The organism is Micromonospora sp. NPDC050980, from assembly GCF_040653835.1.
Taxonomy (GTDB): domain Bacteria; phylum Actinomycetota; class Actinomycetes; order Mycobacteriales; family Micromonosporaceae; genus Micromonospora.
Genome location: NZ_JBFAGS010000002.1, coordinates 113,629 through 136,607, shown reverse-complemented (window position 1 = coordinate 136,607; position 22,979 = coordinate 113,629). Strand labels below are relative to the sequence as shown.

18 protein-coding genes are annotated in these 22,979 nt (G+C 75.7%); 13 read left to right on the top strand and 5 right to left on the bottom strand.

Annotated features, from left to right (window positions below):
• Nucleotides 1-26: 26 nt before the first annotated feature.
• From argF to AB0H28_RS04605, 5 genes are read right to left on the bottom strand one after another with little or no spacing between them, the layout of a single operon-like run.
• Nucleotides 27-1,004 carry an ornithine carbamoyltransferase gene (argF, locus tag AB0H28_RS04625; RefSeq protein WP_358034192.1) on the bottom strand — a complete coding sequence of 326 codons (978 nt, stop codon included), beginning with the start codon at nt 1,002-1,004 and terminating at the stop codon, nt 27-29.
• Nucleotides 1,001-1,201: an MbtH family NRPS accessory protein gene (locus AB0H28_RS04620; RefSeq protein WP_199199650.1), complete on the bottom strand. Its 201-nt coding sequence runs from the start codon at nt 1,199-1,201 to the stop codon at nt 1,001-1,003. Before AB0H28_RS04620 ends, argF begins: the two co-directional genes overlap by 4 nt.
• A gap of 25 nt (nt 1,202-1,226) precedes the next feature.
• Complete coding sequence (locus tag AB0H28_RS04615) at nt 1,227-3,092, bottom strand: non-ribosomal peptide synthetase (protein ID WP_358034190.1); 1,866 nt, start codon at nt 3,090-3,092, stop codon at nt 1,227-1,229.
• Between the two features lie 2 nt (nt 3,093-3,094).
• Entirely contained in the window at nt 3,095-7,141 is a 4,047-nt protein-coding gene (locus AB0H28_RS04610; protein ID WP_358034187.1) for an amino acid adenylation domain-containing protein, read from the bottom strand.
• Nucleotides 7,138-10,443 carry an amino acid adenylation domain-containing protein gene (locus AB0H28_RS04605; RefSeq protein ID WP_358034185.1) on the bottom strand — a complete coding sequence of 1,102 codons (3,306 nt, stop codon included), beginning with the start codon at nt 10,441-10,443 and terminating at the stop codon, nt 7,138-7,140. The genes AB0H28_RS04610 and AB0H28_RS04605 overlap by 4 nt, the downstream gene beginning before the upstream one ends.
• A gap of 199 nt (nt 10,444-10,642) precedes the next feature.
• Here AB0H28_RS04605 and AB0H28_RS04600 point away from each other — a divergent pair, with 199 nt between their 5' ends.
• The 13 genes from AB0H28_RS04600 to gntD are packed head-to-tail and all read left to right on the top strand — an operon-like array spanning nt 10,643 to nt 22,969.
• Nucleotides 10,643-11,812: an acyl-CoA dehydrogenase family protein gene (locus tag AB0H28_RS04600; protein ID WP_358034182.1), complete on the top strand. Its 1,170-nt coding sequence runs from the start codon at nt 10,643-10,645 to the stop codon at nt 11,810-11,812.
• Entirely contained in the window at nt 11,812-12,876 is a 1,065-nt protein-coding gene (locus AB0H28_RS04595; RefSeq protein WP_358034179.1) for an acyl-CoA dehydrogenase family protein, read from the top strand. The genes AB0H28_RS04600 and AB0H28_RS04595 overlap by 1 nt, the downstream gene beginning before the upstream one ends.
• On the top strand, nt 12,873-14,141 hold the full coding sequence (locus tag AB0H28_RS04590) for an MFS transporter (RefSeq protein ID WP_358034176.1): 1,269 nt from the start codon (nt 12,873-12,875) through the stop codon (nt 14,139-14,141). The genes AB0H28_RS04595 and AB0H28_RS04590 overlap by 4 nt, the downstream gene beginning before the upstream one ends.
• Nucleotides 14,142-14,163: 22 nt before the next feature.
• A complete protein-coding gene (locus AB0H28_RS04585; protein ID WP_358034173.1) occupies nt 14,164-14,334 on the top strand; it encodes a lysine biosynthesis protein LysW in 171 nt (56 codons plus the stop codon).
• Nucleotides 14,327-15,175, top strand: coding sequence for a lysine biosynthesis protein LysX (gene lysX, locus AB0H28_RS04580; protein ID WP_358034171.1), 849 nt, complete (start codon nt 14,327-14,329; stop codon nt 15,173-15,175). The genes AB0H28_RS04585 and lysX overlap by 8 nt, the downstream gene beginning before the upstream one ends.
• A complete protein-coding gene (argC, locus tag AB0H28_RS04575) occupies nt 15,175-16,197 on the top strand; it encodes an N-acetyl-gamma-glutamyl-phosphate reductase (protein ID WP_358034168.1) in 1,023 nt (340 codons plus the stop codon). The genes lysX and argC overlap by 1 nt, the downstream gene beginning before the upstream one ends.
• Nucleotides 16,194-17,045: a [LysW]-aminoadipate kinase gene (locus AB0H28_RS04570; RefSeq protein WP_358034166.1), complete on the top strand. Its 852-nt coding sequence runs from the start codon at nt 16,194-16,196 to the stop codon at nt 17,043-17,045. Before argC ends, AB0H28_RS04570 begins: the two co-directional genes overlap by 4 nt.
• Nucleotides 17,042-18,118, top strand: coding sequence for a M20/M25/M40 family metallo-hydrolase (locus AB0H28_RS04565; protein ID WP_358034162.1), 1,077 nt, complete (start codon nt 17,042-17,044; stop codon nt 18,116-18,118). Before AB0H28_RS04570 ends, AB0H28_RS04565 begins: the two co-directional genes overlap by 4 nt.
• Nucleotides 18,115-18,963, top strand: coding sequence for a GNAT family N-acetyltransferase (locus AB0H28_RS04560; protein ID WP_358034159.1), 849 nt, complete (start codon nt 18,115-18,117; stop codon nt 18,961-18,963). The genes AB0H28_RS04565 and AB0H28_RS04560 overlap by 4 nt, the downstream gene beginning before the upstream one ends.
• Nucleotides 18,960-19,556, top strand: coding sequence for a hypothetical protein (locus tag AB0H28_RS04555; protein WP_358034157.1), 597 nt, complete (start codon nt 18,960-18,962; stop codon nt 19,554-19,556). The genes AB0H28_RS04560 and AB0H28_RS04555 overlap by 4 nt, the downstream gene beginning before the upstream one ends.
• The gene (locus tag AB0H28_RS04550; RefSeq protein WP_358034154.1) at nt 19,547-20,569 is read left to right on the top strand and encodes a BtrH N-terminal domain-containing protein; all 1,023 of its coding nucleotides are present in this window, start codon (nt 19,547-19,549) and stop codon (nt 20,567-20,569) included. The genes AB0H28_RS04555 and AB0H28_RS04550 overlap by 10 nt, the downstream gene beginning before the upstream one ends.
• On the top strand, nt 20,547-21,899 hold the full coding sequence (locus AB0H28_RS04545) for a DegT/DnrJ/EryC1/StrS family aminotransferase (protein WP_358034151.1): 1,353 nt from the start codon (nt 20,547-20,549) through the stop codon (nt 21,897-21,899). Before AB0H28_RS04550 ends, AB0H28_RS04545 begins: the two co-directional genes overlap by 23 nt.
• Nucleotides 21,896-22,969, top strand: a complete 1,074-nt coding sequence (gntD, locus tag AB0H28_RS04540; RefSeq protein WP_358034149.1) for a guanitoxin biosynthesis L-enduracididine beta-hydroxylase GntD — start codon at nt 21,896-21,898, stop codon at nt 22,967-22,969. Before AB0H28_RS04545 ends, gntD begins: the two co-directional genes overlap by 4 nt.
• Nucleotides 22,970-22,979 lie beyond the last annotated feature (10 nt).

The window sequence follows — 22,979 nt, the reverse complement described above, 5'->3', positions numbered from 1 at the left end:
CGGGGGCGCGGCCGGATCGCGCCCGGTCAGGTGTAGGCGCCGGCGAGCAGCAGGTGCAGGACCGCCTGCGCGGTCGGGAGCCGGTTGGCCGCCTGCTGCCAGACCACCGAGCGGGGCCCGTCCAGGGTCCGCGCCGACACCTCCCGGCCCCGGTAGGCCGGCAGGCAGTGCAGCAGCACCGCGTCCGGGCCGGCGAGCGCCATCTCGGCGTCACCCACCCGGTAGCGCCGCAGGTCGGCCTCCCGCTCGGCGCGCAGGTGCTCCTTGTCCATCGGCACCCAGATCTCCGGGTAGACGGCGTGGGCGCCGTGCAGCGCCTCCGCCGGGTCCTCCACCACGGTCACAGTGCCGTCCCCGCCGGTGACCCGGGCGCCGGCCAGCACGGCGGGGTCCGGATGGTAGGCGGCGGGCGCCGCGATCGTCAGTTGCATGCCGGCCATCACCGCCACCTCGATCAAAGAATGGCAGATGTTGCCGTGGGCGTCGCCCACGTAGGCGACGCGCAGCCCGGCCAACCGTCCGAAGTGTTCGCGCAGGGTCAGCGCGTCGGCGAGCGCCTGGCACGGGTGGTGGTCGTCGGAGAGCGCGTTGACCACCGGCACGCTCGCGGCGCCGGCCAGCCGGGACAGCGTCTCGTGCGCGTGGGTGCGGATGACGATGGCGTCGGCGTAGGCGGACAGCACCCGGCCGGTGTCCTCGATCGTCTCGCCCCGGGACAGCTGGCTGTCCTCCCGGCTGACCAGCACCGGCAGCAGCCCGAGCCGGTGCGCGGCGACCGCGGTGGAGACCCGGGTGCGCGTGGACGGCTTGTCGAACAGGCACACCACCGTCCCGCCGGTGTGCCGGCCGCGCCACGCCTCGGGCCGCGCCTTCACGTCCGCCGCGGCGTCGAGCACGGCGTGCAGCCCGTCCCGGCCCAGGTCGATCACCTGGAGGAAGTCCTCCGGGGTGGCCCGGTCCGCCGCCCGCGCGGACTGCGCGACCACAGTCGTCGGCGCGCTCACCGCGCCGCCTCCATCGCCCGCCGCAGACTCAGCGGCCGCATGTCCGTCCACACCCTGTCGATGTGGTCCAGGCACTCCTGCCGGGTGCCCTCGGTGCCGTCGGGCGTCCACCCGGCCGGCAGCTCCCGGTCCGCCGGCCAGATCGAGTACTGCTCCTCGTGATTGCGTACGACCCGGAACACGGTCTCGTCCATGATCCCTCCTGGTTCGCTTGGTGGATGGTCAGTTGGTGGCGTCGGTGCCGCTGTCCTGCCGGCTCAGCAGCTCCCCCACCTCGTCGGGCGACAACGCGTCGACCATGAGGTGGATCCGGGCGATCTCGGTGAGCTCGTCGGGTGCCGGGTGGCGCTGGCGGACCAGCTCGGCGAGGTCGGCGACGGTCTGCGCGTCGAACATCGCGCGCCCGGGGATGTCCAGGTCGAACGCGCTGCCGATCCGGCCGGTGACCTGACCGGCGACCAGCGAGTGACCGCCCAGGTCGAAGAAGTTGTCGTGCCGTGACGGCTCGACTGCGAGCACGGACGCCCACACCCCGGCGATGAACTCCTCCAGCGCGTCGGCGGGGGCCGCGCCCCCGACGTCGGGCAGCGGCAGCGCCGCCACGTCGACCTTGCCGTTCGCGGTCAACGGCACCGAGTCCACCAGCAGCCAGCTCGCCGGCACCATGTAGGCGGGCAGCTCGGCGCGGACCACGTCGGCGACCCGGTCGGTGAGCCCGTCCCGGTCGGCGTCCGCGGCGGGCACGACGTAGCCGATGAGCACCTGCTCACCGGAGGCCGCCGTGCGCACCGCCGCCACCGCGTTCGCGACGCCGGGCGCGCGCAGCATCCCGACCTCGACCTCGGAGAGTTCGACCCGGTTGCCCCGGATCTGCACCTGCCGGTCGGCCCGACCGACGAAGGCGTGCTCGCCGTGCGCGTCGCGGCGCATCAGGTCGCCGGTGCGGTAGACCCGGCCGCCCACGACGCCCGGGTCCGGGTCGGGCAGGAACGCCGCGGCGGTGAGCGCCGGCCGGTTGAGGTAGCCGCGGGCCACCGGCGCCCCGCCGATGAGCAGCTCACCGACCTCGCCGGGCCCGACCGGCTCGCCGTCGGCGTCGACGAGGGACAGCCGCGCCTCGGCCAGCGGGTGGCCCACCGGCGGGGGAAGCGGCCCGGCCGGCGTCACCTCGCCCATGGTCACCGCGACGGTGGCCTCCGTCGGCCCGTACGCGTTCCAGACGGTGTACGGGTGCCCCGGCAGCGGTCGCGACCGCAGCCGGTCACCGCCGGTCACCAGCACCCGCAACGCCAGCTCGGCCGGATCGGGCAACGCCATGATCCGCTCCGACACCGGCGTCGGGACGAACGCCACCGTGATGCCGCTGGCGGCGAACCACTCCAGCAGGGCCGGCGCGTCGGTGCGTACCGGTTCCGGGGCCAGGTGCAGGGCCGCGCCGGCGGCCAGCGCCGGCCAGATCTCCCAGACGGTGGCGTCGAAGGCCGGCCCGGCGAGGTGGCTGGTCCGCTCGCCCGGGCCCAGCTTGGTGACGGCGAGGTAGGCGTCGGCCAGCCCGGCGAGGCTGCCGTGCTCCACGGCGACCCCCTTGGGCCGGCCGGTCGAGCCGGAGGTGTAGATGACGTAGGCCAGGTCCCGGGCGTGCGGGCGGTGCCGGGCGGGCGGGGGCGACGCGGCCCCCACGCCGGTGAGGTCGACCACCGCGACGCCGTCGGGCAGGTCCGCGGCGAGCGGGACGGCCGCCGGGTCGGTGAGTACGGCGGCCACGGCGGCGTCGTCGAGCATGAAGCGCAGCCGCTGGGGCGGGCACGCCGGGTCCACCGGCAGATAGCAGGCGCCCACCCACCAGGCCGCGAGAGCACCGGCGACCAGGTCCGGCACGCGCGGCAGCAGGATCGCCACCACGTCGCCCCGGCCGACGCCCGCGGCCCGCAGGACGGCGGCGACGGCGGCGGCCCGCTCGCGCAGGTCGCCGTGCCGCCACGGCGCGTCGCCCGGGTCGGCCGGGCGCACCGCCTCCTCGGTCTCGGGGCGGGCGGCGATCAGGTCCGGCAGCAGGGTCGGCTGCGCGGTGTCCGGTTGCACGTGCACGGTCACTCCTCGGGGTCGTCTCGCCCGACGACGCGGGCGTGCAGCAGGTCGGCCAGCCGGTCGACCGTGGGCGGACGCAGCAGCGAGTAGTGCGTCCCGGGAAGCACCACCCGCTCGTGGCGCGGCGGCAGGTACGGCGCCCAACCGGGCGCCTTGTCGCCGGAGCGGTCCGCCTGCACCAGCAGCGTCGGCCGCCGGTGCCGGGACGGGGTGTAGGTGACGATGGCGGTGACGTGGTCGGCGAACACCGCGCGGCGGCGGGCCAGGTCGGCCAGCTCGAAGCCGGCCGGCAGCGCACCGGCGTCGAGCAGGAACCGGTGCAGCGCGGCGTCGTGCTGCCCCGGATCGATCCGGGCGAACTCCTCGACGGTGGGCGTCGGCACGTCCAGTCCGAGGGAGGCCACCACGTCACCGGCGAACATGGCGCTGATCTCGCCGGGGGCCGGGTCCGCCGAGCGGGCCGGGCGCACGCCGGAGTCGATCAGCACGACGCCGCGTACCCGCGGGTCGTCCGGCCGGGCGACGGCGGCCATCTCGTGCGCCACCAGGCCCCCCATCGACCAGCCGACCAGCAGCAGCGGACCGGTGTGCCCGGCGGCGCCCAGCACGTTCAGGTAGTGCCGGGCGAGCCGGCCGATGCCGCGCATCGGCGGGCCGCCGTCGTCGATCCCGGGTGCGACGAGCGCGGCCAGGCGTGCGTCCACGCGGGCCCGCAGTGCCCGAGCCAGATCGGTGTAGCAGCCGGCGGTGCCCGCGACGGCCGGCAGCAGCACCAGGTCCGCCGGCCCGGCCCGGCCGAACGTGATGATCGACCGGGTGGCGGTACGCGCCCGCCCGGCGGCGGCCGAGTCGACCATGCCGGCCAGCCCGGCGAGGGTCGAGTGGGTGAACACGTCCCGCAGCGACACCCGCAGCCCGAGGGTGTCGCTGATCCGGTTGACCAGGCGGGTGGCGAGCAGGGAGTGGCCACCGAGGGCGAAGAAGTCGTCCCGGCGGCCGACCCGGTCCCGGCCCAGCAGGTCGCGCCAGATGCCGGCGAGGACGCGTTCGGTCTGCCCGGCCGGCTCCTCGAACACCGCCACGGTCACGTCGTCGCCGGCCGGGGCGGGCAGGCGACGCCGGTCGAGTTTGCCCTGGGCGGTGCGCGGCAGCGCGTCCAGCACCACGACGGCGGCGGGCACCATGTGCGCGGGCAGCCGGGCGGCGGTGTGCGCGATCAGGTCGGCGCGACCGACCGGCTCGGCGAGCACCACGTAACCGGTGAGCGTCGCGTCACCGCCCGCCCCGGTGGTGTGCACGACCGCCTCGCGCACCGCCGGGTGGTCGCCGAGCACTGCCGCGACCTCGTGCAGCTCGACCCGGTTGCCCCGGATCCGCACCTGGTGGTCGACCCGGCCGAGGAAGTCCACGCTGCCGTCGGGCATCCGGCGGGCCCGGTCCCCGGTGCGGTAGAGGCGGGCGCCCGGCGGACCGTACGGGTCGGGCCGGAAGCGGTCCGCGGTCGCCGCCGGCGCCCGCACGTAGCCGAGCGAGACCTGCGGGCCGCCGATGTAGATCTGCCCGGGGGCCAGCGGCGGCACCGGTCGCAGCGCGTCGTCCAGCACGTGCACGACGCAGTTCGCGAGCACCGTGGACAGCGGCACGACCGAACGGTGCGCCAGCGGGTCGGCCGGGTCGACGCGGTGCACGAGCACCCCGACCGTCGTCTCGGTGGGGCCGTAGTTGTTGTAGACGGCCACGTCCCGGTGCGCCGCGGCCAGTTCCCGCGCCCACTGCGGCGAGAACGCCTCGCCGCCGAGGATCAGCACCCGGGCGGGCACCGGGGCGTCCGACAGGTCGCCGCCGGTCAGCGCCGCCAGGTGGGAGGGGGCGAGCTTGAACTGCTCGGGCCGGGCGGCGGCGAACCGGGCGGCGAGTTCGGGGCCGTCCAGCGCGGTGTCCTTGTCCAGCACCAGGAGCGTGCCGCCGGTCGCCAGCCCGCCGTAGAGGAAGGTGACCGAGGAGTCGACGGAGAACGGCTGCACCGCGGCGTAGCGGTGGCCGGGGGCGAAACCCCACAGGTCCGCGGTGGCGGCGACGTGGTGGCGCAGCGCGCCGTGCCCGACGGCCACCCCCTTCGGCGTGCCTGTCGATCCGGAGGTGTAGATGACGTAGGCCCGGTCGTGGTCGGTGAGCGGGACCACCGGCAGCGGCCCCGGGTCCGGGCCGCCCAGCACCGCCGACTCCGGCAGCACCAGCGCCTCGACGGCGGGCAGCGCGCTGTCCGGATCGGTGACCAGCAGCGCGGCGCCGGCGTCGGCGAGGATGAGCCGCACCCGCTCCTCGGGCAGGTCCGCCTCCAGCGGGATCGGCGCGGCGCCCACGCGCCCGACGGCCAGCAGCACCGCCACCACCGGCGCCCCGCGGCGCATCCGCACCGCGACCAGATCACCTCGACCGACGCCCCGCCGCCGCAGGGCGTGGCCCACCCGGCGGACCGCCCGGTCCAGCGCGGCGTGGTCGAGCCGGTGCCGGTCGTCGACCACGGCCGGCTCGTCGCGGCGCGCGGCGTGCTGGGCCACGATCCGGGCCGGCACCGGTTCCGCCGGTACGGCGAGGTGCGGGCCCCGGCCCAGCGCGAGCGTCGCGGCGGCCTCCGCCGGGTCGAGCAGCGGCAGGTCACCGATGCGGGTGGTCGGATCGGCGACCACGGCGTCGAGCAGCGTCAGCAGGTGCCGGGTGAACCGGAGCACGTCGTCGGTGTCGAGCAGCTCGTCCCGGTACGCCCAGACGGCGGCCGGCCGGTCGTCGGCGTCGGTGCCGATGGACAGTTGCAGGTCCAGCTTGGTGGTGCCCACGTCGATGTCGAGCCACCGGGCGCGCAGCCCGGCGAAGTCGATGTCCGGCTCCGGGGTGTTGTGCATGCTGAACATGAACTGGGTGAACGGTTGCCGGCCGGGCGAGCGGGGCGGCCGAAGCTCCTCCACCACCCGCTCGTAGGGGACGTCCTGGTGCGAGTAGGCGGCCAGCGCGGTGGCGCGGACCTGGGCGAGCAGGTCGACGAAGCGCTGGCCGCCGTCGACGTCGGCCCGGATGACCAGGGTGTGCGCGAACAGCCCGATCGTGTCCTCCGACTCGGTGCTGGTGCGCCCGGCGACCGGGGTCAGCACCGCGAGATCGGTGGCGCCGGTGTAGCGGTGCAGGAACGCGAAGTAGACCGTCAGGAACGCGATGAACGGGGTGGACCGCTGCGCGCGGGCGATCTCCGTCATCCGCTCCGCCAGCCGCGGTGGCAGCGCGAACACGTACCGGGAGCCGCGCCAGGACGGCTCCGCGGACCGGCGCCGCGAGCTGGGCACGTCGGGGTCGGCGAGCCCGGCGAGCTGCGCCCGCCAGTACTCGATCTGGTCGTGCAGCCGGGCCCGCGGCTCCGCGTCGTCGTCGGCCGCGCTGACCGCCGCGTACTGCGGCGGGTCCGGGGGAAGACCGGAGGGTACGCCGGCCCGGTGCGCCGCGTACGCGGTGACGAGTTCCCGGAAGAAGACCGCCCGGGACCACGCGTCGAACACCGTGTGGTGCACGGTCACCTGGAACACGTGCACCTGCTCGGCCAGCCGCAGCACGCCGGCCCGGAAGATCGGCCCGTGGTTCAGGTCGGCGGGCACGTCGCTCTCGGCGCGCATCGCGCGGGCCAGGGCGGCCTCGCGCGCTTCGGCGTCTCCCGCGCCGGACAGGTCGGTCAACGGCACCGGAACCTCGGCCGGCGGCGCGACCTGTTGCACCAGCTCGTCGCCGAGCATGGCGAACGTGGTGCGCAGGGCGTCGTGGCGGCCGACCACCTCGGTGACCGCCGCGCGCAGCGCGGCCAGGTCCAGCGGGCCCTCCAGCCGCAGGGCGAAGTAGATGTTGAACACCGGGGACCCGGGCACGAGTTGGTCGGCCAGCCAGAGCGTCCGTTGGGTCGGGGTGGCGGGCGGGTGGACGACGCGGCCGGCGCGTTCGCGCAGCAGGCGCACCAGTAGCGCCCGCTTCTGCTCGGCCGACAGGGTGGGGTTCGGGACCGTGGTCATCCCCTCTCCTCCAGCATCCGGGCCAGCAGGGCGTCGACCTCGTCGTCGGGCAGGTCGGCGATCCGGTCGAGCAGGTCGCCCTCCTCGCCACGGGTGGCGGCCTCCTCCCGCCGTACCGCGTCGGCGGCCTGCCGTCGCGCGGCGGCCCGGGCGACGATCTCGGCCAGGCCCGCCGGCGTGGGGTTCTCGAACAGCGCCTGCAACGGGATGTCGATGCCGAGGCGGCTGCGCAGCCGCGAGATCAGCTGGGTGGCCTGCAGGGAGTTGCCGCCGAGGGCGAAGAAGTCGTCCGTCGGGGCGACCGAGCCGAGGCCCAGCACCTCGGCGAAGATCTCTCCCGCCGGGCCCGTCGCGGCCGGGTCGCCGCGCTCCTCGCCGGGCTCCGGTGGGGCGGGCAGCGCGGCGTGGTCGACCTTGCCGCTCGGCGACAGCGGCAGCGCGTCGAGCGCCACGAGCTGCGCGGGCACCATGGTCCGCGGCAGGAACCGCGCGAGCCCAGCGCGGACCTCCGCCAGGTCGACGGTGCCGCCGCCGGCCGGCACCAGGTAGCCGACGAGCCGGCGGGCGTCCCCCTCGCCCCGGGTGGTGACGACCGCGGCGCGGACCCGGGGGTCGCGACGCAGCGCCGCCTCGATCTCCCCCGGCTCGATCCGCAGGCCCCGCAGTTGGATCTGGGCGTCGACCCGACCCACGAACACCAGTTCGCCGTCCGACCGCACCCGCACCAGGTCGCCGGTGCGGTAGAGCCGCGCCCCGGGCCGGTCGCCGACGTGGTCGGGCACGAACCGGTCGGCGGTGAGGCCGGGCCGGCGCAGGTAGCCGCGGGCCAGGCCGAGACCACCGAGGTACAGCTCGCCGACCCCGCCGACGGGGGTGAGCGCGCCCTGCGGGTCGAGCACGTAGGCGCGCTGGTCGGGCATCGGCCGCCCGATCGGCGGGGACACCGGCTGGGGACCCGCGCAGTCGTGCATCAGGCTCGCGCAGGTGGCCTCCGTCGGGCCGTACCCGTTGACGAAGCGCCGGCCGCCGGTGAGCCACCGCTCCACCAGGGAACCCGGGTACGCCTCCCCGCCGACGAACAGCAGCCGCAGGTCCGGCAGCGCGTCGGCGTCCATCACCGACAACACGGCCGGCGGCAGGTCGGCGACGGTGACCCGCTCGGCGCGCATGAGGTCGGTCAGCGCGCCCGGGTCGAGCAGGGTGCCCTGGTCGGCGAGGCACAGCGTGGCGCCCGCGGTGAGGGTGGTGAAGATGTCGAACACGGAGACGTCGAAGTTCAGTGAGGAGAACTGGACCAGCACGTCGTCGGGGCGGAACGCGAAGCACCGGGCGCAACTCGTGACGAACGCGGTCGCGCTGCGGTGCGAGACCAGCACCCCCTTGGGGGCGCCGGTGGACCCCGAGGTGTAGAGCAGGTAGGCCGGGTTGTCGGGGTGCACGACCGGCAGGTCGCCGGCGTCGGTGTCCGCCGGGGCGAGCAACTCCTGCGGGCTCAGCAGACGTACGCCCGGCGGCACCGGGGCGCTCGCGCCGATCACGAGCCGGGTGCCGGAGTCGGCGACCATGAACGCGAGCCGGTCGGCCGGGTAGGCCGGGTCCAGCGGCAGGTACGCCGCGCCGGCGCGCAGGATGCCCAGCACCAGCGCCACCTGGTCGGGGCCGCGGGGCACCCCGATCGCGACGACGTCCTCGGGTGCGACGCCGAGGGTCCGGAGCCGGCGGGCCGCCCGGTCGGCGCGCTCGCCGAGGTCGCGGTAGGTGTGCGAGCTGCCGCGCCAGCGCAGGGCCACCGCGTCGGGTTGCCGGGCGGTGGTCTCGGCGACCAGGTCGGCGAGTCCGACCTCGGGGCGGTCACCGGGCGGCCACGGTGAGCCGGCGGTGAGCAGCGCGTGTTCGGCGGGGCCGATCATCCGCAACTCCGACAGGCGGGTGTCGGGCGCCTCGGCGGCATGGTCGAGCAGCCGGGTGAGGTGATCGAGGACCCGGCGCACCGTCACCTCGTCGAACAGGTCCGTGTCGTAGTCCGAGGCGAGTCGCAGACCGTTCTCGTCGTCGGCGGCGAGCACGCTCAGGTCGAACCGCGATGTCCGGACGTCCAGGTCGACGGCAACGGCGTCCAGACCGGGGAACGAGGGGGCGACGGCGGGGGCGTTCTGAAATGTCAAGCTCACGGAGAAAACCGGATTTCGGCTCGTGTCACGCGGCAGTCGCAGACTCTCGACGACCCGTTCGAAAGGGACGTCGAGATGATCCTGCGCCGCCAGCGCCTTGCCCCGCAAGGAGTGCAGCAAATCTTTATAGGTCGGGTTTCCCGAACAATCGGAACGATAGACGACGGTATTCAGAAATAGACCTACCAGTGGCTCCAACTCGGCCCGGCTACGAATGGCCGACGGGGAGCCGGTGAGAATGTCGGTGTGCCCGGTGTGCCGGTGCAGCACCGCGTGCAGGCCGGCGAGCACGACCATGAACATGGTCGCCCCCTCCCCGGCCGCCAGGCTCCGCAGCCGGGCCGCGGTCGCCGCCGGCACCGGGTGCTGCACCACCGCGCCCCGGCCACCCGGCACGGGCGGCCGGGGCCGGTCGGTGGGGAACTCGACGCGCGGCAGCTCGCCGGCCAGCTCGCGCAGCCAGTGGCTCAGGTGCGGGTCGTCGCTGCCCTGCGGCAGGCGTGCCCGCTGCCAGGCGGCGTAGTCGCCGTAGCGGCAGGGCAGCGGCGCGAGCGTGGACGGCCGGTCGTCGAGCAGATCCCGGTAGGCGGTGGCGAGTTCGTCCAGGAGCAGGCCGCAGGACCAGCCGTCGGCCGCGATGTGCTGCACGAGCAGCACGAACAGGTGCTCGTCCGGGCCGTAGCCGATCAGGTGGGCCCGCACGGGGATCTCCCGGTCGAGCGCGAACGGGCGGTGCGCGAGGGTGACCGCCAGGTCGGCGGCCGACTCGGCGTCGGCGGTGTCGTGGCGGGACAGCCGGCCGGCGACGGCGGTGGTCAGCCGGGACCGGGGACCGTCGGCGTCGGAGTCGACAAGGGTGCGCAGCGGCTCGTGGCGGGAGATCACCAGGCTCAGCGCCCGGTCGAGCCCTGCCACGTCGACCGGGCCGCGCAGCCGCACGGCGACCGGGATGGTGTAGGCCGCGGTGCCCGGGCGCATCCGGTCCATCACCCACATGCGCTCCTGGGCGAACGACAGCGGCAGCACCCCGGCGGGCCGGGGCGGGATTGGCGAGAATTCGCCAGGATCTGCCGAACCGACCGTTGCCGTCGAGGTTTTCGGGTGCCCGGCTGCCGCCCGTAGCGAGTCCATGCGTTCCCGCAGTTCAGCTCGCGCGACCGGCGTCCGCGGACGCGGGTCAATTGTTTTCCTGCCGTCCTCAGCCACATTGTCTCCAGACTGGTGCGAGGGGTTGACAGCACTTCCCACGGACCTAGATAGTCATTCCCGTCGCCATGTTGTCAAGCCCATCGCAAATCAGTGGGTGAAGCATTCGGTGAGCGAGGAGTCCATGGAATTCCGAATAGACGCGGCCCAGCGGAACTTCCGCGACGAGGTGTGCCGGCTGCTGGGCTCGGAACGGTCGACGAAGATCATCGGCAGTACCGGCCGGTTCGCCGACGGCGGTGACGCGCTGGCCTGGGAGCTGTACCAGGACCTGGGCGAGCGGGGATGGCTCGCCGCCAACTGGCCGGAGCACCTCGGCGGCGTCGACCGGAGCGTGCTCGACGCGGCGGCGGTCACCGAGGAGCTGCACTGGCACGGCGTGCACGACACCCTGCACGTGGTCACCGTGGACTTCGTCGGCTACTTCCTGCTGCTCGCCGGCACGCCGGAGCAGCGCGAGCGCTACCTGCCGGCGATGGCGTCCGGCCGGTCCTTCGCCTGCACCCTGCACAGCGAGCCGGAGGCGGGCTCCGACCTGGCCGCCCTGCGCACCACTGCGGTGCCGCAGCCCGACGGCAGCTTCCGGCTGACCGGCACCAAGCTGTGGAGCCTCTGGACCGACCGCTGCGACGTGGCCCTGTGCTCGGCCCGCGTGCCCACGTCCGGCACGGAGCCGACCGGCGCCGACGGCATCACGCTGTTCCTGGTGTCGATGTCCGCCCCGGGCGTGGCGGTCGACACCATCGCGACCACCGCCGACGAGCAGTTCGCCGAGGTGCGGCTGCGCGACGTGCACGTCGACGCCGCCGACGTGGTCGGGCAGGTCGGGCGCGGCTGGGCGCTGCTGACCTCCGTGCTGGCCATCGAACGCACCGGCCTGGAGCAGTCCGCCAAGATCCGCCACTGGCTCGACGTGGTGCTCGCGCACGCCCGCGCCACCGGCGCGCTGGCCGATCCCGCCGTCGCCGACACCGTCGCCGCCCTCGACGCGGAGGTGGAGGCGGCCCGGCTGATGAGCTGGCGCTGCCTGAGCGACCTGCACCACGGCGCCCTCGACCCGGCCTACTCGGCCATGGCCAAGTACGTCGCCGGCGAACTGGCCGAACGCATCGCCGACCTGGCCGCCGACCTCGCCGGCGCGGACGTGGCCGTGCCCCGCTCGGCAGGCGCCACCGACGGCGGCTTCGCCGAGTGGATCCGCCGGGAGGCGCCCGGGGTGAGCATCTCCGCCGGCACCTCGGAGATGATGTTGCAGATCGTCGCGGCGTCGCGCGGCACGGGCACGGTGGCGTGATGGACCTGGCCGACACCGAGCGGGAGCGCCGGCGGGTCCGCGCCCGCACGGCGGTGCTGGCCCGGGCGGGCCGCGAACCCGACACCTCCGCCCGCTATGCCGCGAGCGCGCGGTGGCGGCTGCTCGCCGCCGCGGGCCTGCTCGACCCGACGGACCCGACCCCGGTCGACGCGCCCGGCGCGGAGGCGGTCGGTGCGGCCCTGCCGGGCTCGCCGTACCTGGACGTGCTGTTCGCCGTGGACCTGCTGTCCGCGGCCGGGGACGAGCGGGCGGCGGCCCGGGCGCGGGCCGGCGTCGCCGGAGCGGCGGTGGCCGTCGACGAACGGCTCGCCGCCGCACCGGGCACCCGCACGGGCGCCGTCACCGGCGACGCCACCCTGACGGGGCGGCTGCGCCACGTGCGCCACGCCGACCGGGCCGACCTGCTGGTCGTGGTCACGCCCGGCCCGGACGGCGCGGCGCGGATCGCGGCGGTGCCCACCGGCGCCGCCGGGCTCACCGTGCCCGGCGGCCCGGCCGCCGAGGTGCGCCTGACCGCCGTGGCGGCCCGGCAACGTGCCCTCGCCCCGTCCGCCTGGTTGCGGCTGCTCGCCGCCGCCCGGGTCCGGCTCGCCGCGTACCTCGTCGGCATCGCCGAGACGGCCGTCGTCACCGCCGAGCGGCACGCCGCCCGCCGGCGCCAGTTCGGCGCCCCGCTGGCCGCCTTCCAGGCGGTGTCCTTCCCCCTCGCCGCGGCGGCCGCGCGCATCGAGGGCGCCCGGATGCTCAGCCGGTACGCCGCCTCGACGGTGCACCGGGACCTGCCCGGGCACGAGGTGCAGCGGATCGCCGCCCAGGCGCTCGCCACCGCCGGGCGGGTGGCCCGGACCGCGACCGCGACCGCGCTGCACGTCCACGGCTCGGTCGGCCTCACCGACCGGGCGGACGCCGCCGACCTGCACCGCCACGCCCACGTGGACGCGCTGCGGCTGGGCACCCCGCGCGGCCTCGACCGGCTCGCCGGCGCGGCGCTGGCCGCGCACGACCGGCTCCCGCACCGCTTCTTCGGGGCGGACGACCGATGACCTGGGAGGGATGGCGGCGACTGCGCCGGCCGCTACGGCGCCCCGAGTTCCGGGTGCTGTGGTTCGGCGAGGTCAGCGCCGTACTCGCCGGGGCCGCGCAACTGGCCGTGCTGTCCTGGCTCACCCTGGAACTGACCGGTTCGGGTCTCGCCCTCGGCGTCACGCTGCTCGTCGGCGGGCTCCCCCGGCTGGTGCTGATCCTGTTCGGCGGCGCCCTGACCGACCGGTTCGACCCGCGCGGGGTGATGGTGGCGTCCTACGGCGTCCGCGCCTGCGCCACCGCGTTGCTCGCCGTGCCGGTGGCGCTGGGCACGGTGCAGCTGTGGCACATCCTGCTGGTCCGGGTGATGTCCGGCGCGGTCGACGCGCTGTTCCTGCCCGCCGTCTCGACGATGGTGCCGTTGAGCGTGGAGGCCGACGAGGTCACCGCCGCCAACAGCGCCCACCGCACCGTCCTCAGCCTCGGCACCATCGTCGGTCCGGCCGCCGCCGGCTTGCTCATCGGCGGGGCGGGCAACCTGCCGCCGCTGCTGCTGTGCGCGGCGCTGTTCGCGGCGGCGACGCTGCTGGCGCTACGGGTGCGCCCCCGCCGGGCGCGGGAGGTCCCACCGGCTCGCACCGGCCTGCTGCGGGCCGTCGCGGTCGGCAGCGGCTACGTCTGGCGCACCGGGGAGATCCGGGTGCTGGTCGTCCTGCTGCTGGTGCTCAACCTGGCGCTGACCGGGCCGCTGAACGTGGGGGTGCCGGGCCTGGCCCGGGAGGTCTACGACAGCCCGCAGATGATGGGGTGGCTGTTCGCCGCGTTCGGTGTCGGCACCCTGATCGGCAGCATGGCCGCCGGTGTCCTGCCGGCCGCGCCCCGCCCGGGGGTGCGCCTCGCGCTGCTCGGCGGGCTCAACGGCGCCGGGGTGATCGGCATCGGGGTCGCCCCGAGCGCCCTCACCGGGCTCGCCTTCGCCACCGCCGTCGGCGTCACCGGCGGCCTGGCCGCCGTGCTCACCGCGGCCGCCCTTCAGTCTGCCGCCGCGCCGGAGTACCTCGGCCGGGTCATGTCCTGGTACGCGCTCACCGGGTACGGCATGGCGCCCCTGTCCGCCCTGCTCACCGGCTTCCTGCTCGACCTGTCGGCGGCCACCGCGTTCGTGGCCTGCGGTCTGCTCGCGCTCACCGTCGCGGTCGCGAGCGCCGCCACGCCGGCACTGCGCGGCGTGCGCGTACGCGAGGAAGCCCCGACGCCGACCGCCCGTCGGTCGATCGCACCCTGACCCGACCCACCCTGGAGGAGAGATGTCCACAGTCGCCTGCCCGGACTGCGCGGCCGACGTGCCGGTGCCGGGGGAAGCCCTGGTCAGCGAGATTCTCGTCTGCCGCGAGTGCGACAGCGAACTGGAGGTGGTCGGCGTCGACCCGCCGTTGCTGGCGCGGGCGCCCGAGGTGGAGGAGGACTGGGGTGAGTGACGTCGACGTCGCGCTGGTCGCCTCGCGGATCCGGGCCGAGGAGCGGGCGCTGCTGGAGGCCCTGCGCGCCCGGGGCGTGCGCCACCACGTCCTGGACCCCCGCGAGCTGATCATCGAACCGAACCGGTCGCCTATCGTCGACGGCGTCGCCCTGATCCGGGAGATCTCGCTGACCTCGGCCCGCTACACCGCCCGCGCCCTGGAGGCGACCGGCACCGTCACCGTGAACAACTCGTCGGTCATCGAGATGTGCGGCGACAAGGCGCTCACCGCGCTGGCCTTCGCACGGCACGGCGTCGCCACCCCCCGCACCCTGGTGACCCTCTCCCAGCCCGCCGCCGTGCAGGCGTGCGATGAGATCGGCTACCCGGCCGTGATCAAACCGGTGGTCGGCTCGTGGGGCCGGCTCGTGGCCCGGGTGCCCGACCAGGAGACCGCGACGGACCTCCTGGAGCACCGCAGCCAACTGCCCGGACCGCAGCACCGGGTGACCTGTGTGCAGGACTGGGTCGACAAGCCCGGCCGCGACATCCGGGTCCTGATCGTCGGGGACCAGCCGGTGGCCGCCATGTACCGCCGGTCGGAGCACTGGCGCACCAACGCCGCGCTCGGCGCCGAACCCGCGCCGTGCCGGCTCACCTCGGATCTCGCCAAGCTCGCCACCGACGCCGCCCGCGCGGTCGGCAGCGGGGTGCTCGGCGTGGACGTCGTGGAGGACAACGACGGTCGTCTCATGGCGCTGGAGGTCAACCACGGCACCGAGTTCCGGGCCCTGCAGTCGGTGACCGACGTCGACCTCGCCGACGCGATCGTCGCGCACGTGCTGGGGCTGGTCGAGTGATGCGGGCGACGGTGCTCGGGGCGGGCGGCTTCATCGGCGGTGAACTCCTGCGCCTGATCCTCGGCCACCCCCACCTCGAACTCGCCCAGGTGACCTCCAGCCGGTTCGCCGGCCGGCCGGTCACCCGCACCAATCCGAACCTGCGCGGGCTGACCGACCTGACCTTCGTCGCGCACGACGAGATCGACGACTGCGACGTGCTGTTCTGCGCCGCCCCGCACCGCACCGCGATGGCGGTGCTGCCCGACCTGCTCGGCCGGGCCAAGCAGGTGGTCGACCTCAGCGGGGACTTCCGGCTGCGCGACGGGAACCGCTACCGGGACCACTACGGGGTGGCGCACGGCGCGCCGGAGCTGCTGGACACGTTCACCCCGGCGGTGCCGGAGCTGTACCGGGACCGGCTGCGCACCGCCGACCGCATGAGCGTGCCCGGCTGCATGGCGACCGCGGCGGTCCTGGGGCTCGCCCCGCTGGCCGAGGCGGGGCTGATCGACGGCACGGTGCTCGTCGACGCGCGTACCGGCTCGTCCGGCTCCGGGGCGGGCGCGTCGGACGCCGGCCAGCATCCGGTGCGCAGCGGCGCCATGCGGGTCTTCGCGCCGGCCGGGCACCGGCACGAGGCGGAGATCGCCCAGGTGGTGGGCGCACCGGTGGAGATGACCGCCACCGGTGTCGAGGCGGTGCGCGGCGTGCAGGTGGTGTGCCGGGTGCCGCTGGCCGGCCGGCCCGACGAGCGGGCCGTGCGCGCGGTCTACCGGGACTTCTACCGGGACAGCCCGTTCGTCCGGGTGGTCGCCCAGCGCACCGGCGCGGTCCGCCTCCCGGAGCCGAAGATCCTCACCGGCACCAACCGCTGCGACGTCGGTTTCGCGCTGCGCCCCGACGGCGGCCGGGCGACCGTCGTGGCGGCGTTGGACAACCTGGTCAAGGGCGGCGCCGGCGCCGCGGTGCAGGCGGTCAACGTCCGGCACGGTTGGCCCGAGACGACCGGGTTGAACTTCCCCGGCCTGTTCCCGGTATGACCGCCCGGCGTCCGCTCGTCGTCGTCAAGTCCGGGGGCAACGCCGGGGTGGATCCGGCCGGCGTCTGCGCCGACGTCGCGGTCCTCACCGCCACCCACCGGGTGGTGCTCGTGCACGGCGGATCCGCCGCGACCGAGGCGCTGGCGGCGCGACTCGGCGTCCCGCAGCGCTTCCACACCTCGGCGTCCGGGGTGCGGTTCCGGCACACCGACGCCGCCACTCTGGACGTACTCACCATGGCCATGGTCGGGCGGGTCAAGCCGACGCTGGTGACCGAACTCGACCGGCACGGTGTGCCCGCGGTCGGCCTGACCGGACTCGACGGCGGGCTGCTGCGCGCCGCGCTCAAACGCGACCAGGTCGCGGTCGTCGCCGGCCGCCGGATGCTGCTGCGTGGCGGGCGCGGCGGGCGGATCACCGAGGTCCGCGCCGACCTGCTGCACCGCCTGCTCGCCGGCGGCTACCTGCCGGTGGTCTCACCCCCGGCGCTCGGCGCGGACGGCGCGCCGGTGAACGTCAACGCCGACCGGGTGGCCGGCGCCCTCGCGACCGCCCTGCGCGCCACCGCGCTCGTGCTGCTGACCGGCGCCGCCGGCGTGCTCGCCCGCCCGGAGGCCACCGAACCGCTGCCCGAGGTCCGGCTGCCGCGGGGCGAGGGCGCGGTCACCCTGCCCGGCGTACGCCTGGCGGGCGGCATGGGCCTGAAGCTGATCGCGGCGCGTGAGGCGCTGCGCGGCGGGGTCGACACCGTGCTGGTTGCCGACGGCGGCGTCGACCGCCCGGTGCGGCGGGCGCTCGACGGCGCCGGCACCCGGATCCGCCTCGCCCACCCGGAGGTGCCCGCGTGATCCCCGCCATCGATCCGGTCGGCCTGCTGCACGGCATGCTCGCCATCGCGTCCCCCTCCGGCGCGGAGAGCACCCTGGCCTGGTTCCTGCGCGACCAGTTGCACGCCGCCGGCCTGCCCGCGCGGGTGGACGACGTGGGCAACCTGGTCCTGCGCACCGGCACCGGCGAGGGTCCCACCGTCCTGCTGCTCGGGCACCTGGACACGGTCCGCGACGAGATCGCCGGCCCGGTGCCGGTACGACGCCAGCACGGCGTGCTGCACGGCCGGGGGGCGGTGGACGCCAAGTCGCCGCTGGCCGCGATGCTCTGCGCGGCCGCCGCCCGGCGCGCGTTCCCGGGCACGCTGCTGGTGGTCGGCGCGGTCGGCGAGGAGACCGAGGAGTCGCCCGGCGCGTGGCACCTGACCCGCACGCTCGCGGCGCCGCAGGTGGTCGTCATCGGTGAGCCCAGCGGCTGGTCCGGCATCACCCTGGGCTACAAGGGACAGTTGGTGGTCGAGTACGAGGTGACCTGCCCGTCGGCGCACGCGGCCCACCCCGGGGCCAAGGCGGCGCACCTGGCGGGCGAGTTCTGGCAGGCGGTGGCGGAGAGGTTCCCCACCGTCGACTCCGGCGAGGGCCTGTTCCACCACACCACCGCGACGCTGCTGCGGGCCGACGGCACCACCACCCACGCCCGGCTGCGGGTGGACCTGCGCACCGCCCCGGGGACCGACCCGGACGCCCTGCTCGCGTGGCTGGCCGAGCGGGCCCACCCCGGCAAGGTCCGCGCCACCAGCAGCGTGCCCGCCGTGGTGGGTCGGCGGTCCACCCCGCCGGCGCGGGCGTTCGCGCGGGCCGTCCGGAAACACGGCGGCACCCCGACGTTCAAGGTGAAGACCGGCACCTCGGACATGAACGTGGTGGCCGGGACCTGGCCGGTGCCGATGGTGGCGTACGGGCCCGGCGACAGCTCCCTCGACCACGCCCGGAACGAGCAGGTCTCCGAGCGCGAGTACCTGCGCGGGATCCAGGTGCTCGGCACTGCGCTGGACGCGCTGCCGGGCCTGCTCGACACCGGCGGCAGCCGATGACCGTCACCCTCACCCCCGTCCCGGGCACCGAGGCGTGCGTGGCGCAGGTCGCGGAGCTGACCCGGGCCGCGTACGCCGGCTCCGACCCGGTCGACGGGCTGCCGGTCCCCGACGGCGCGCGGGACACCGCCGCGTCGGTGGCGGCGCAGGTCGACGCCGGTTGCCGGCTGTGGCTGGCCTGCCTCGACGGGCGGCCGGTCGGCGCGTTGCGCAGCAGACCCGTCCCCCACGCACCGTCGCCGACGCACCTCGTCGAGCGGATCAGCGTCCTGCCGGCCTGGCGTGGCCGGGCGGTCGCCGCCCGGGCGGTCGCCCTGTTGGAGGACGCGCTGGCCGCCGAGGGGGTCCACCGCACCGAGGTGCACGCGGTGGTCGAGCGGGGCCTGGCCCCGGTCTATCCCCCGCTGGGCTACCTGCCGGTCGCGCACTGGCCCAGCCCGGACAAGCCGCTGAGTGAGGTCACCCTGCGCCGTGAGCTACGGCACCCGCGCACCCCGGCGGTCGCCCGGCCGGCCCGGGAGCCGGCAATCGGCTGGCCGGTCTCCTGGTTCGCCGGCCCGGCGGGCTTCCCGACGCTGGCGGTCTGCACCGGACGGGGATCGGTGGCGACGCGGACGGCGGCGCACCGGCGGCTCGCCCGGACGGTGACGGGCGGCGCCGTCTGGCTCGGGGTGGACGTCTGGCCGGTGGACCCGGCCCCACTGCTGACCGCTCCCGTCCGGGCCGCCGCGGTGGCGCTCTGGCCCGCCGCGCCGGCCACCGTCCGGGCCCATCTGGTGCCCCGGGAGCTGCATCCCGACGCGCTCGCACTGTGGCGCAGGATCAGGAAGGAGACGACCGGATGACCGTGGCCGCCGGCACCGGACGGCATCGCGTGCTCGACCTCACCGACCACCTCGACTCCACCGGTTTCACCCGACCCGACGCGACCGACGCCGGGGCGCTCAACATCTGGGGCAACACCTTCGCCGCCGGGGACCTGCCCGCCGGGCATCCCCGCTGGCTGGTCGACGGCGTCCCGTTCCGCACCGCGGAAGCCGGCGGCCCGGACCACCTGCGCTGCCGCGGGCAGTACCTGGAGGTGCCGATCGGCCGCTACGACTGGCTGCACCTGCTCGCCACCGCGGAGCGGCGCACCGAGGACCCGGTGATGCTGCACTTCGCCGACGGCGCGGTCGACCCGGAGTGGCTGCGGGTGTCCGACCTGTGGCCAGGCGGGCAGGCGCACTTCGGTGAGGCCCCGGCCCTGCGCGGCTCGCGGCTGCACTACCCGCGGCACGTGCAGGCGAACATGCGCCCGACGCTGTGGGCCCAGCGGGTAGCGGTGCCCCGGCGGACGCCGCTGGTGGGCCTGCGCCTGCCGGAGAACCCGGCCCTGCACGTGTTCGCCGTCACCTGCGAACGTCCGCCCGAGTCACCGGAGGCGTCATGCGCGTAACGCTGGACGGGTACGAACCCTGGTGGTTCGAGCTGGGAAACTGCCTGCACTCGTCCGTGGCCGCGGTGCTGCGGGCCCGGGGCGTCGCACCGCTGCCGGCGCTCGGCGCCCACTGGGGCTTCCGCTACCGGCCGGGCGACGCCCGGCGGGAGGAGTACTACCTTCCGCTGCCGCGCTGCCGATCGCTGGTCGGCGCCCTGCTGCCCTACCATCCGGTCCGCTCCACCTGGCACGAGCCCGGTGACGAGCAGCAGGCGTGGGAGCAGGTCCGCGAGCAGATCCGCGACGGCGGCGCGGCGGTGGTGGCGGTGGACAACTTCCACCTGCCGTTCCGGCCCGCCTACCACGACGTGCACTCCAACCACCTGGTGGTGGTGCACGGCTTCGACGACCGGACCAACCAGGCGCTCGTCCTCGACGCCGTGCCGCCGGTGTTCCACGACTGGCTGGACCTCAAGCACCTCGACGCCGCCCGCGGCTCGACGAACGTCGGCGCGCACCGGCGGGACATGTTCTTCGCCGACGTCCCGGTCGGCCGTCGCTGGTTCGACGTCGCCGTCGACGGCCCGGTCCGCGACGACCCGGCCCGGGACGTCCCGGAGGCGTTGCGGCGCAACGTGGCCGGCTTCGCCGCCGACGACCCGTTCGGTGAGCAGGTCGGCATCGCCGGGCTGTCGGCGTTCCTGACCGACTCGGCCGACCGGCACGAGGCCGGGGTCGCCGGGGTGGTGGACGAACTCTTCACCGTCGCCGGTCCGCACCTGGCGTCCACCGCGCTGCACGCCGCCCACCTGCGCCGCGCCGGCCGGGCGCGGGAGGAGCCGCGCTGGCGGGAACTCGCCCGGCACGTCGACCGGGTGGCCCACCACTGGTCCGCGCTGCGGATCACCGCCGCGGCGGCGCGGGGCGAACCCCGGCAGGCGCCGCTGCTGCGCAGACGCGCCCGAGCCCTCGTGTCCGACCTGACGATCGCCGTGGAGGAGTGCGCCGATGTCGCCGACCGCGCCCAGTGACCTGGCCATGTTGGGCGGAGCACCGGCGGTCCCGCGCGGGCTGCCGGCGCCCCGCTGGCCGGTGGTGACCGACGCCGACGAGACCGCGGTCCTGGCCGTCCTGCGCAGCGGCGCGTTGACGTCGGTGGGCCGGGGCGACAACGAGGTGGCCCGCCTGGAACGGGAGTGGGCGGCGTACTGCGAGGTCGGGCACGCGGTGGCGACCAGCAACGGCACCACCGCGCTCGCGCTCGCGCTGGCGGCCCTGGGCGTGGGGCCGGGCGACGAGGTCGTCGTCCCCGCGTTGAGTTTCGTCGCGTCCGCGCTCGCCCCGACGCACGTCGGCGCGGTGCCGGTCTTCGCCGACATCGACCCGGAGCACTACCTGGTCGACCCGGCGGCGGTGCGGGCCGCGGTGACCCCCCGCACCGCGGCGATCATGCCGGTCCACCTGCACGGCCTGCCCGCCGACATGGCCGAACTGGCGGCGGTGGCCGGCGGGCACGGGCTCGCCGTGGTCGAGGACGCCGCCCAGGCGCACGGCGCCCGCTACCGGGGCGCCCCCGTCGGCGGCCTGGGTGACCTGGGGGTGTTCAGCCTGAACGCCAGCAAGAACCTGCCCACCTGCGGCGAGGGCGGCCTGATCACCACCGACCGGCCGGAGCTGGGCCGGCGGGCGCTGTTGCTGCGACAGTTCGGTGAGGACCTGGGCACCGACGAGCGCGCCTACGTGTCGGCGACCGCCGGGTTCAACGCGAAGCTCAGCGCCGTGCAGGCGGCCTTCACCCGCTCCCAACTGGCGCGGTTCGAGGCGACGGCGGCCGGACGCGACCGGGCGGTGCGCCGGTTCCTCGACCGGCTCGGCGCGCTGCCCGGACTCCTGCCGCCCCGCGCGCCCGCCGGCCGCACGCACGCCTGGCACCTGCTCCGGTTCCGGATCGACCCGGCCGCCGCCGGTCTGGACGTGCCGGCGCCGCGACTGCGGGCCGCGCTGCAGCGGGCCCTGCGGGCCGAGGGCGTGCCGGTGGGCCCCTATCAGGTCGCGCCGCTGCCGGCGCAGCCCCTGTTCGCCGCCGCCGGTGGATGGCGTCCCGCGTTTCCCCCGGTGCCGGTGCTGGACCCGGCCGCCACGCCGGTGGCGGCCCGAACGATCGAGGAGACGTTCGTGTTGCAGAAGGCGCATCTCGACCCGGCCAACGAGGGGTTGCTCGACCGCTACGCCACCGCGGCCGAGAAGGTGTGGGAGCACCTGACCGTGCTCGCCGACTACGCCGCCCGGATGGACTACCGGCCGCCGTGGGCGCGGCCGGTGGGCCGGCGCGTCCGGCCGGCCGTGGAGGGGGCCCGATGACCGCCGCGACGACCGCGCCCGGACCGGACACGTCCACCGCCCCGTACGTGGTGCGCCTGTCGGCGCGGGACGTCACCGCCGTCGACGCGCTACTCGACGAGGTGACCCGCCGCCACGACTCGGTGGATCGCGACGAGGTGCTGGACACCGCCGCCGTGTGGGCCGCCGAGCTGCCCCGGGACCTGCGCGCCGGGCTGCGGGAGTTCCGGCTCGCCGAGCCGGCGGGCGTGTGCCTGGTGCGCGGCCGTCCGGTCGACCAGGCGGCCCTCGGCCCCACCCCGCGGCACTGGCGCGACCTGCCCGAGGTGCGCAGCACCCGGCGCGAGGAACTGTTCCTGCTGCTGTGCGCCAGCCTGCTCGGGGAGCCGTTCGGGTGGGCCAGCACCCAGCGGGCCCGGGTGGTGCAGGACGTGCTGCCGATCGCCGGCAACGAGCACGCGCAGCTCGGCTCCTCCAGCGAGGCGGAGCTGACCTGGCACGTCGAGGACGGGTTCCACCCCTACCGGCCGGACTACGTCGGGCTGATGTGCCTGCGCAATCCCGACGCGGTGCCGACCACCTACGCCGGGGTGCGGGACCTGCCACTGCACGAACTGCCGGTACGGGTGCTGCGCGAGCCCCGGTTCGTCATCCGGCCCGACGAGTCGCACGTGCTCGACCCGGACGACCCGGACCTGCGGGACCGGGCGCCCCGGTCACTGCTCGAACGCTCCCGGGACCGGCTCGCCCGGCTGCGCACCGCACCCACCCCGGTGCCGGTGTTGTTCGGCGACCCCGACGAGCCGTACCTGCTGATCAACTCCTACTACATGCGGGCGGTGCCGGGCGACGAGGAGGCGGCGGCGGCCCTGGCCAAGGTCGTCGCCCTGCTGGACCGGCGGATGGTCGGGGTCGCCCTCGCCCCCGGCGACGTCTGCTTCCTGGACAACTACCAGGTGGTGCACGGCCGGGCGGCCTTCACCGCCCGGTTCGACGGCACCGACCGCTGGCTCAAGCGGGTCAACGTCACAGGCGATCTGCGCAAGTCCCGGGACAGCCGCACCAGCGCGCGGTCCCGGATCGTGTACTGAGAGGAGAGAT

Bases quoted from the DNA above. Each gene is read 5' to 3' on its own strand.
- AB0H28_RS04595 (WP_358034179.1), top strand. From the start codon at position 11,812: ATGGACCTGGCCGACACCGAGCGGGAGCGCCGGCGGGTCCGCGCCCGC.
- AB0H28_RS04570 (WP_358034166.1), top strand. From the start codon at position 16,194: ATGACCGCCCGGCGTCCGCTCGTCGTCGTCAAGTCCGGGGGCAACGCC.
- AB0H28_RS04585 (WP_358034173.1), top strand. From the start codon at position 14,164: ATGTCCACAGTCGCCTGCCCGGACTGCGCGGCCGACGTGCCGGTGCCG.
- gntD (WP_358034149.1), top strand. From the start codon at position 21,896: ATGACCGCCGCGACGACCGCGCCCGGACCGGACACGTCCACCGCCCCG.
- AB0H28_RS04560 (WP_358034159.1), top strand. From the start codon at position 18,115: ATGACCGTCACCCTCACCCCCGTCCCGGGCACCGAGGCGTGCGTGGCG.
- AB0H28_RS04550 (WP_358034154.1), top strand. From the start codon at position 19,547: ATGCGCGTAACGCTGGACGGGTACGAACCCTGGTGGTTCGAGCTGGGA.
- AB0H28_RS04605 (WP_358034185.1), bottom strand. From the start codon at position 10,443: ATGGACTCGCTACGGGCGGCAGCCGGGCACCCGAAAACCTCGACGGCA.
- AB0H28_RS04555 (WP_358034157.1), top strand. From the start codon at position 18,960: ATGACCGTGGCCGCCGGCACCGGACGGCATCGCGTGCTCGACCTCACC.
- AB0H28_RS04590 (WP_358034176.1), top strand. From the start codon at position 12,873: ATGACCTGGGAGGGATGGCGGCGACTGCGCCGGCCGCTACGGCGCCCC.
- argC (WP_358034168.1), top strand. From the start codon at position 15,175: ATGCGGGCGACGGTGCTCGGGGCGGGCGGCTTCATCGGCGGTGAACTC.
- AB0H28_RS04610 (WP_358034187.1), bottom strand. From the start codon at position 7,141: ATGACCACGGTCCCGAACCCCACCCTGTCGGCCGAGCAGAAGCGGGCG.
- AB0H28_RS04545 (WP_358034151.1), top strand. From the start codon at position 20,547: ATGTCGCCGACCGCGCCCAGTGACCTGGCCATGTTGGGCGGAGCACCG.
- AB0H28_RS04600 (WP_358034182.1), top strand. From the start codon at position 10,643: ATGGAATTCCGAATAGACGCGGCCCAGCGGAACTTCCGCGACGAGGTG.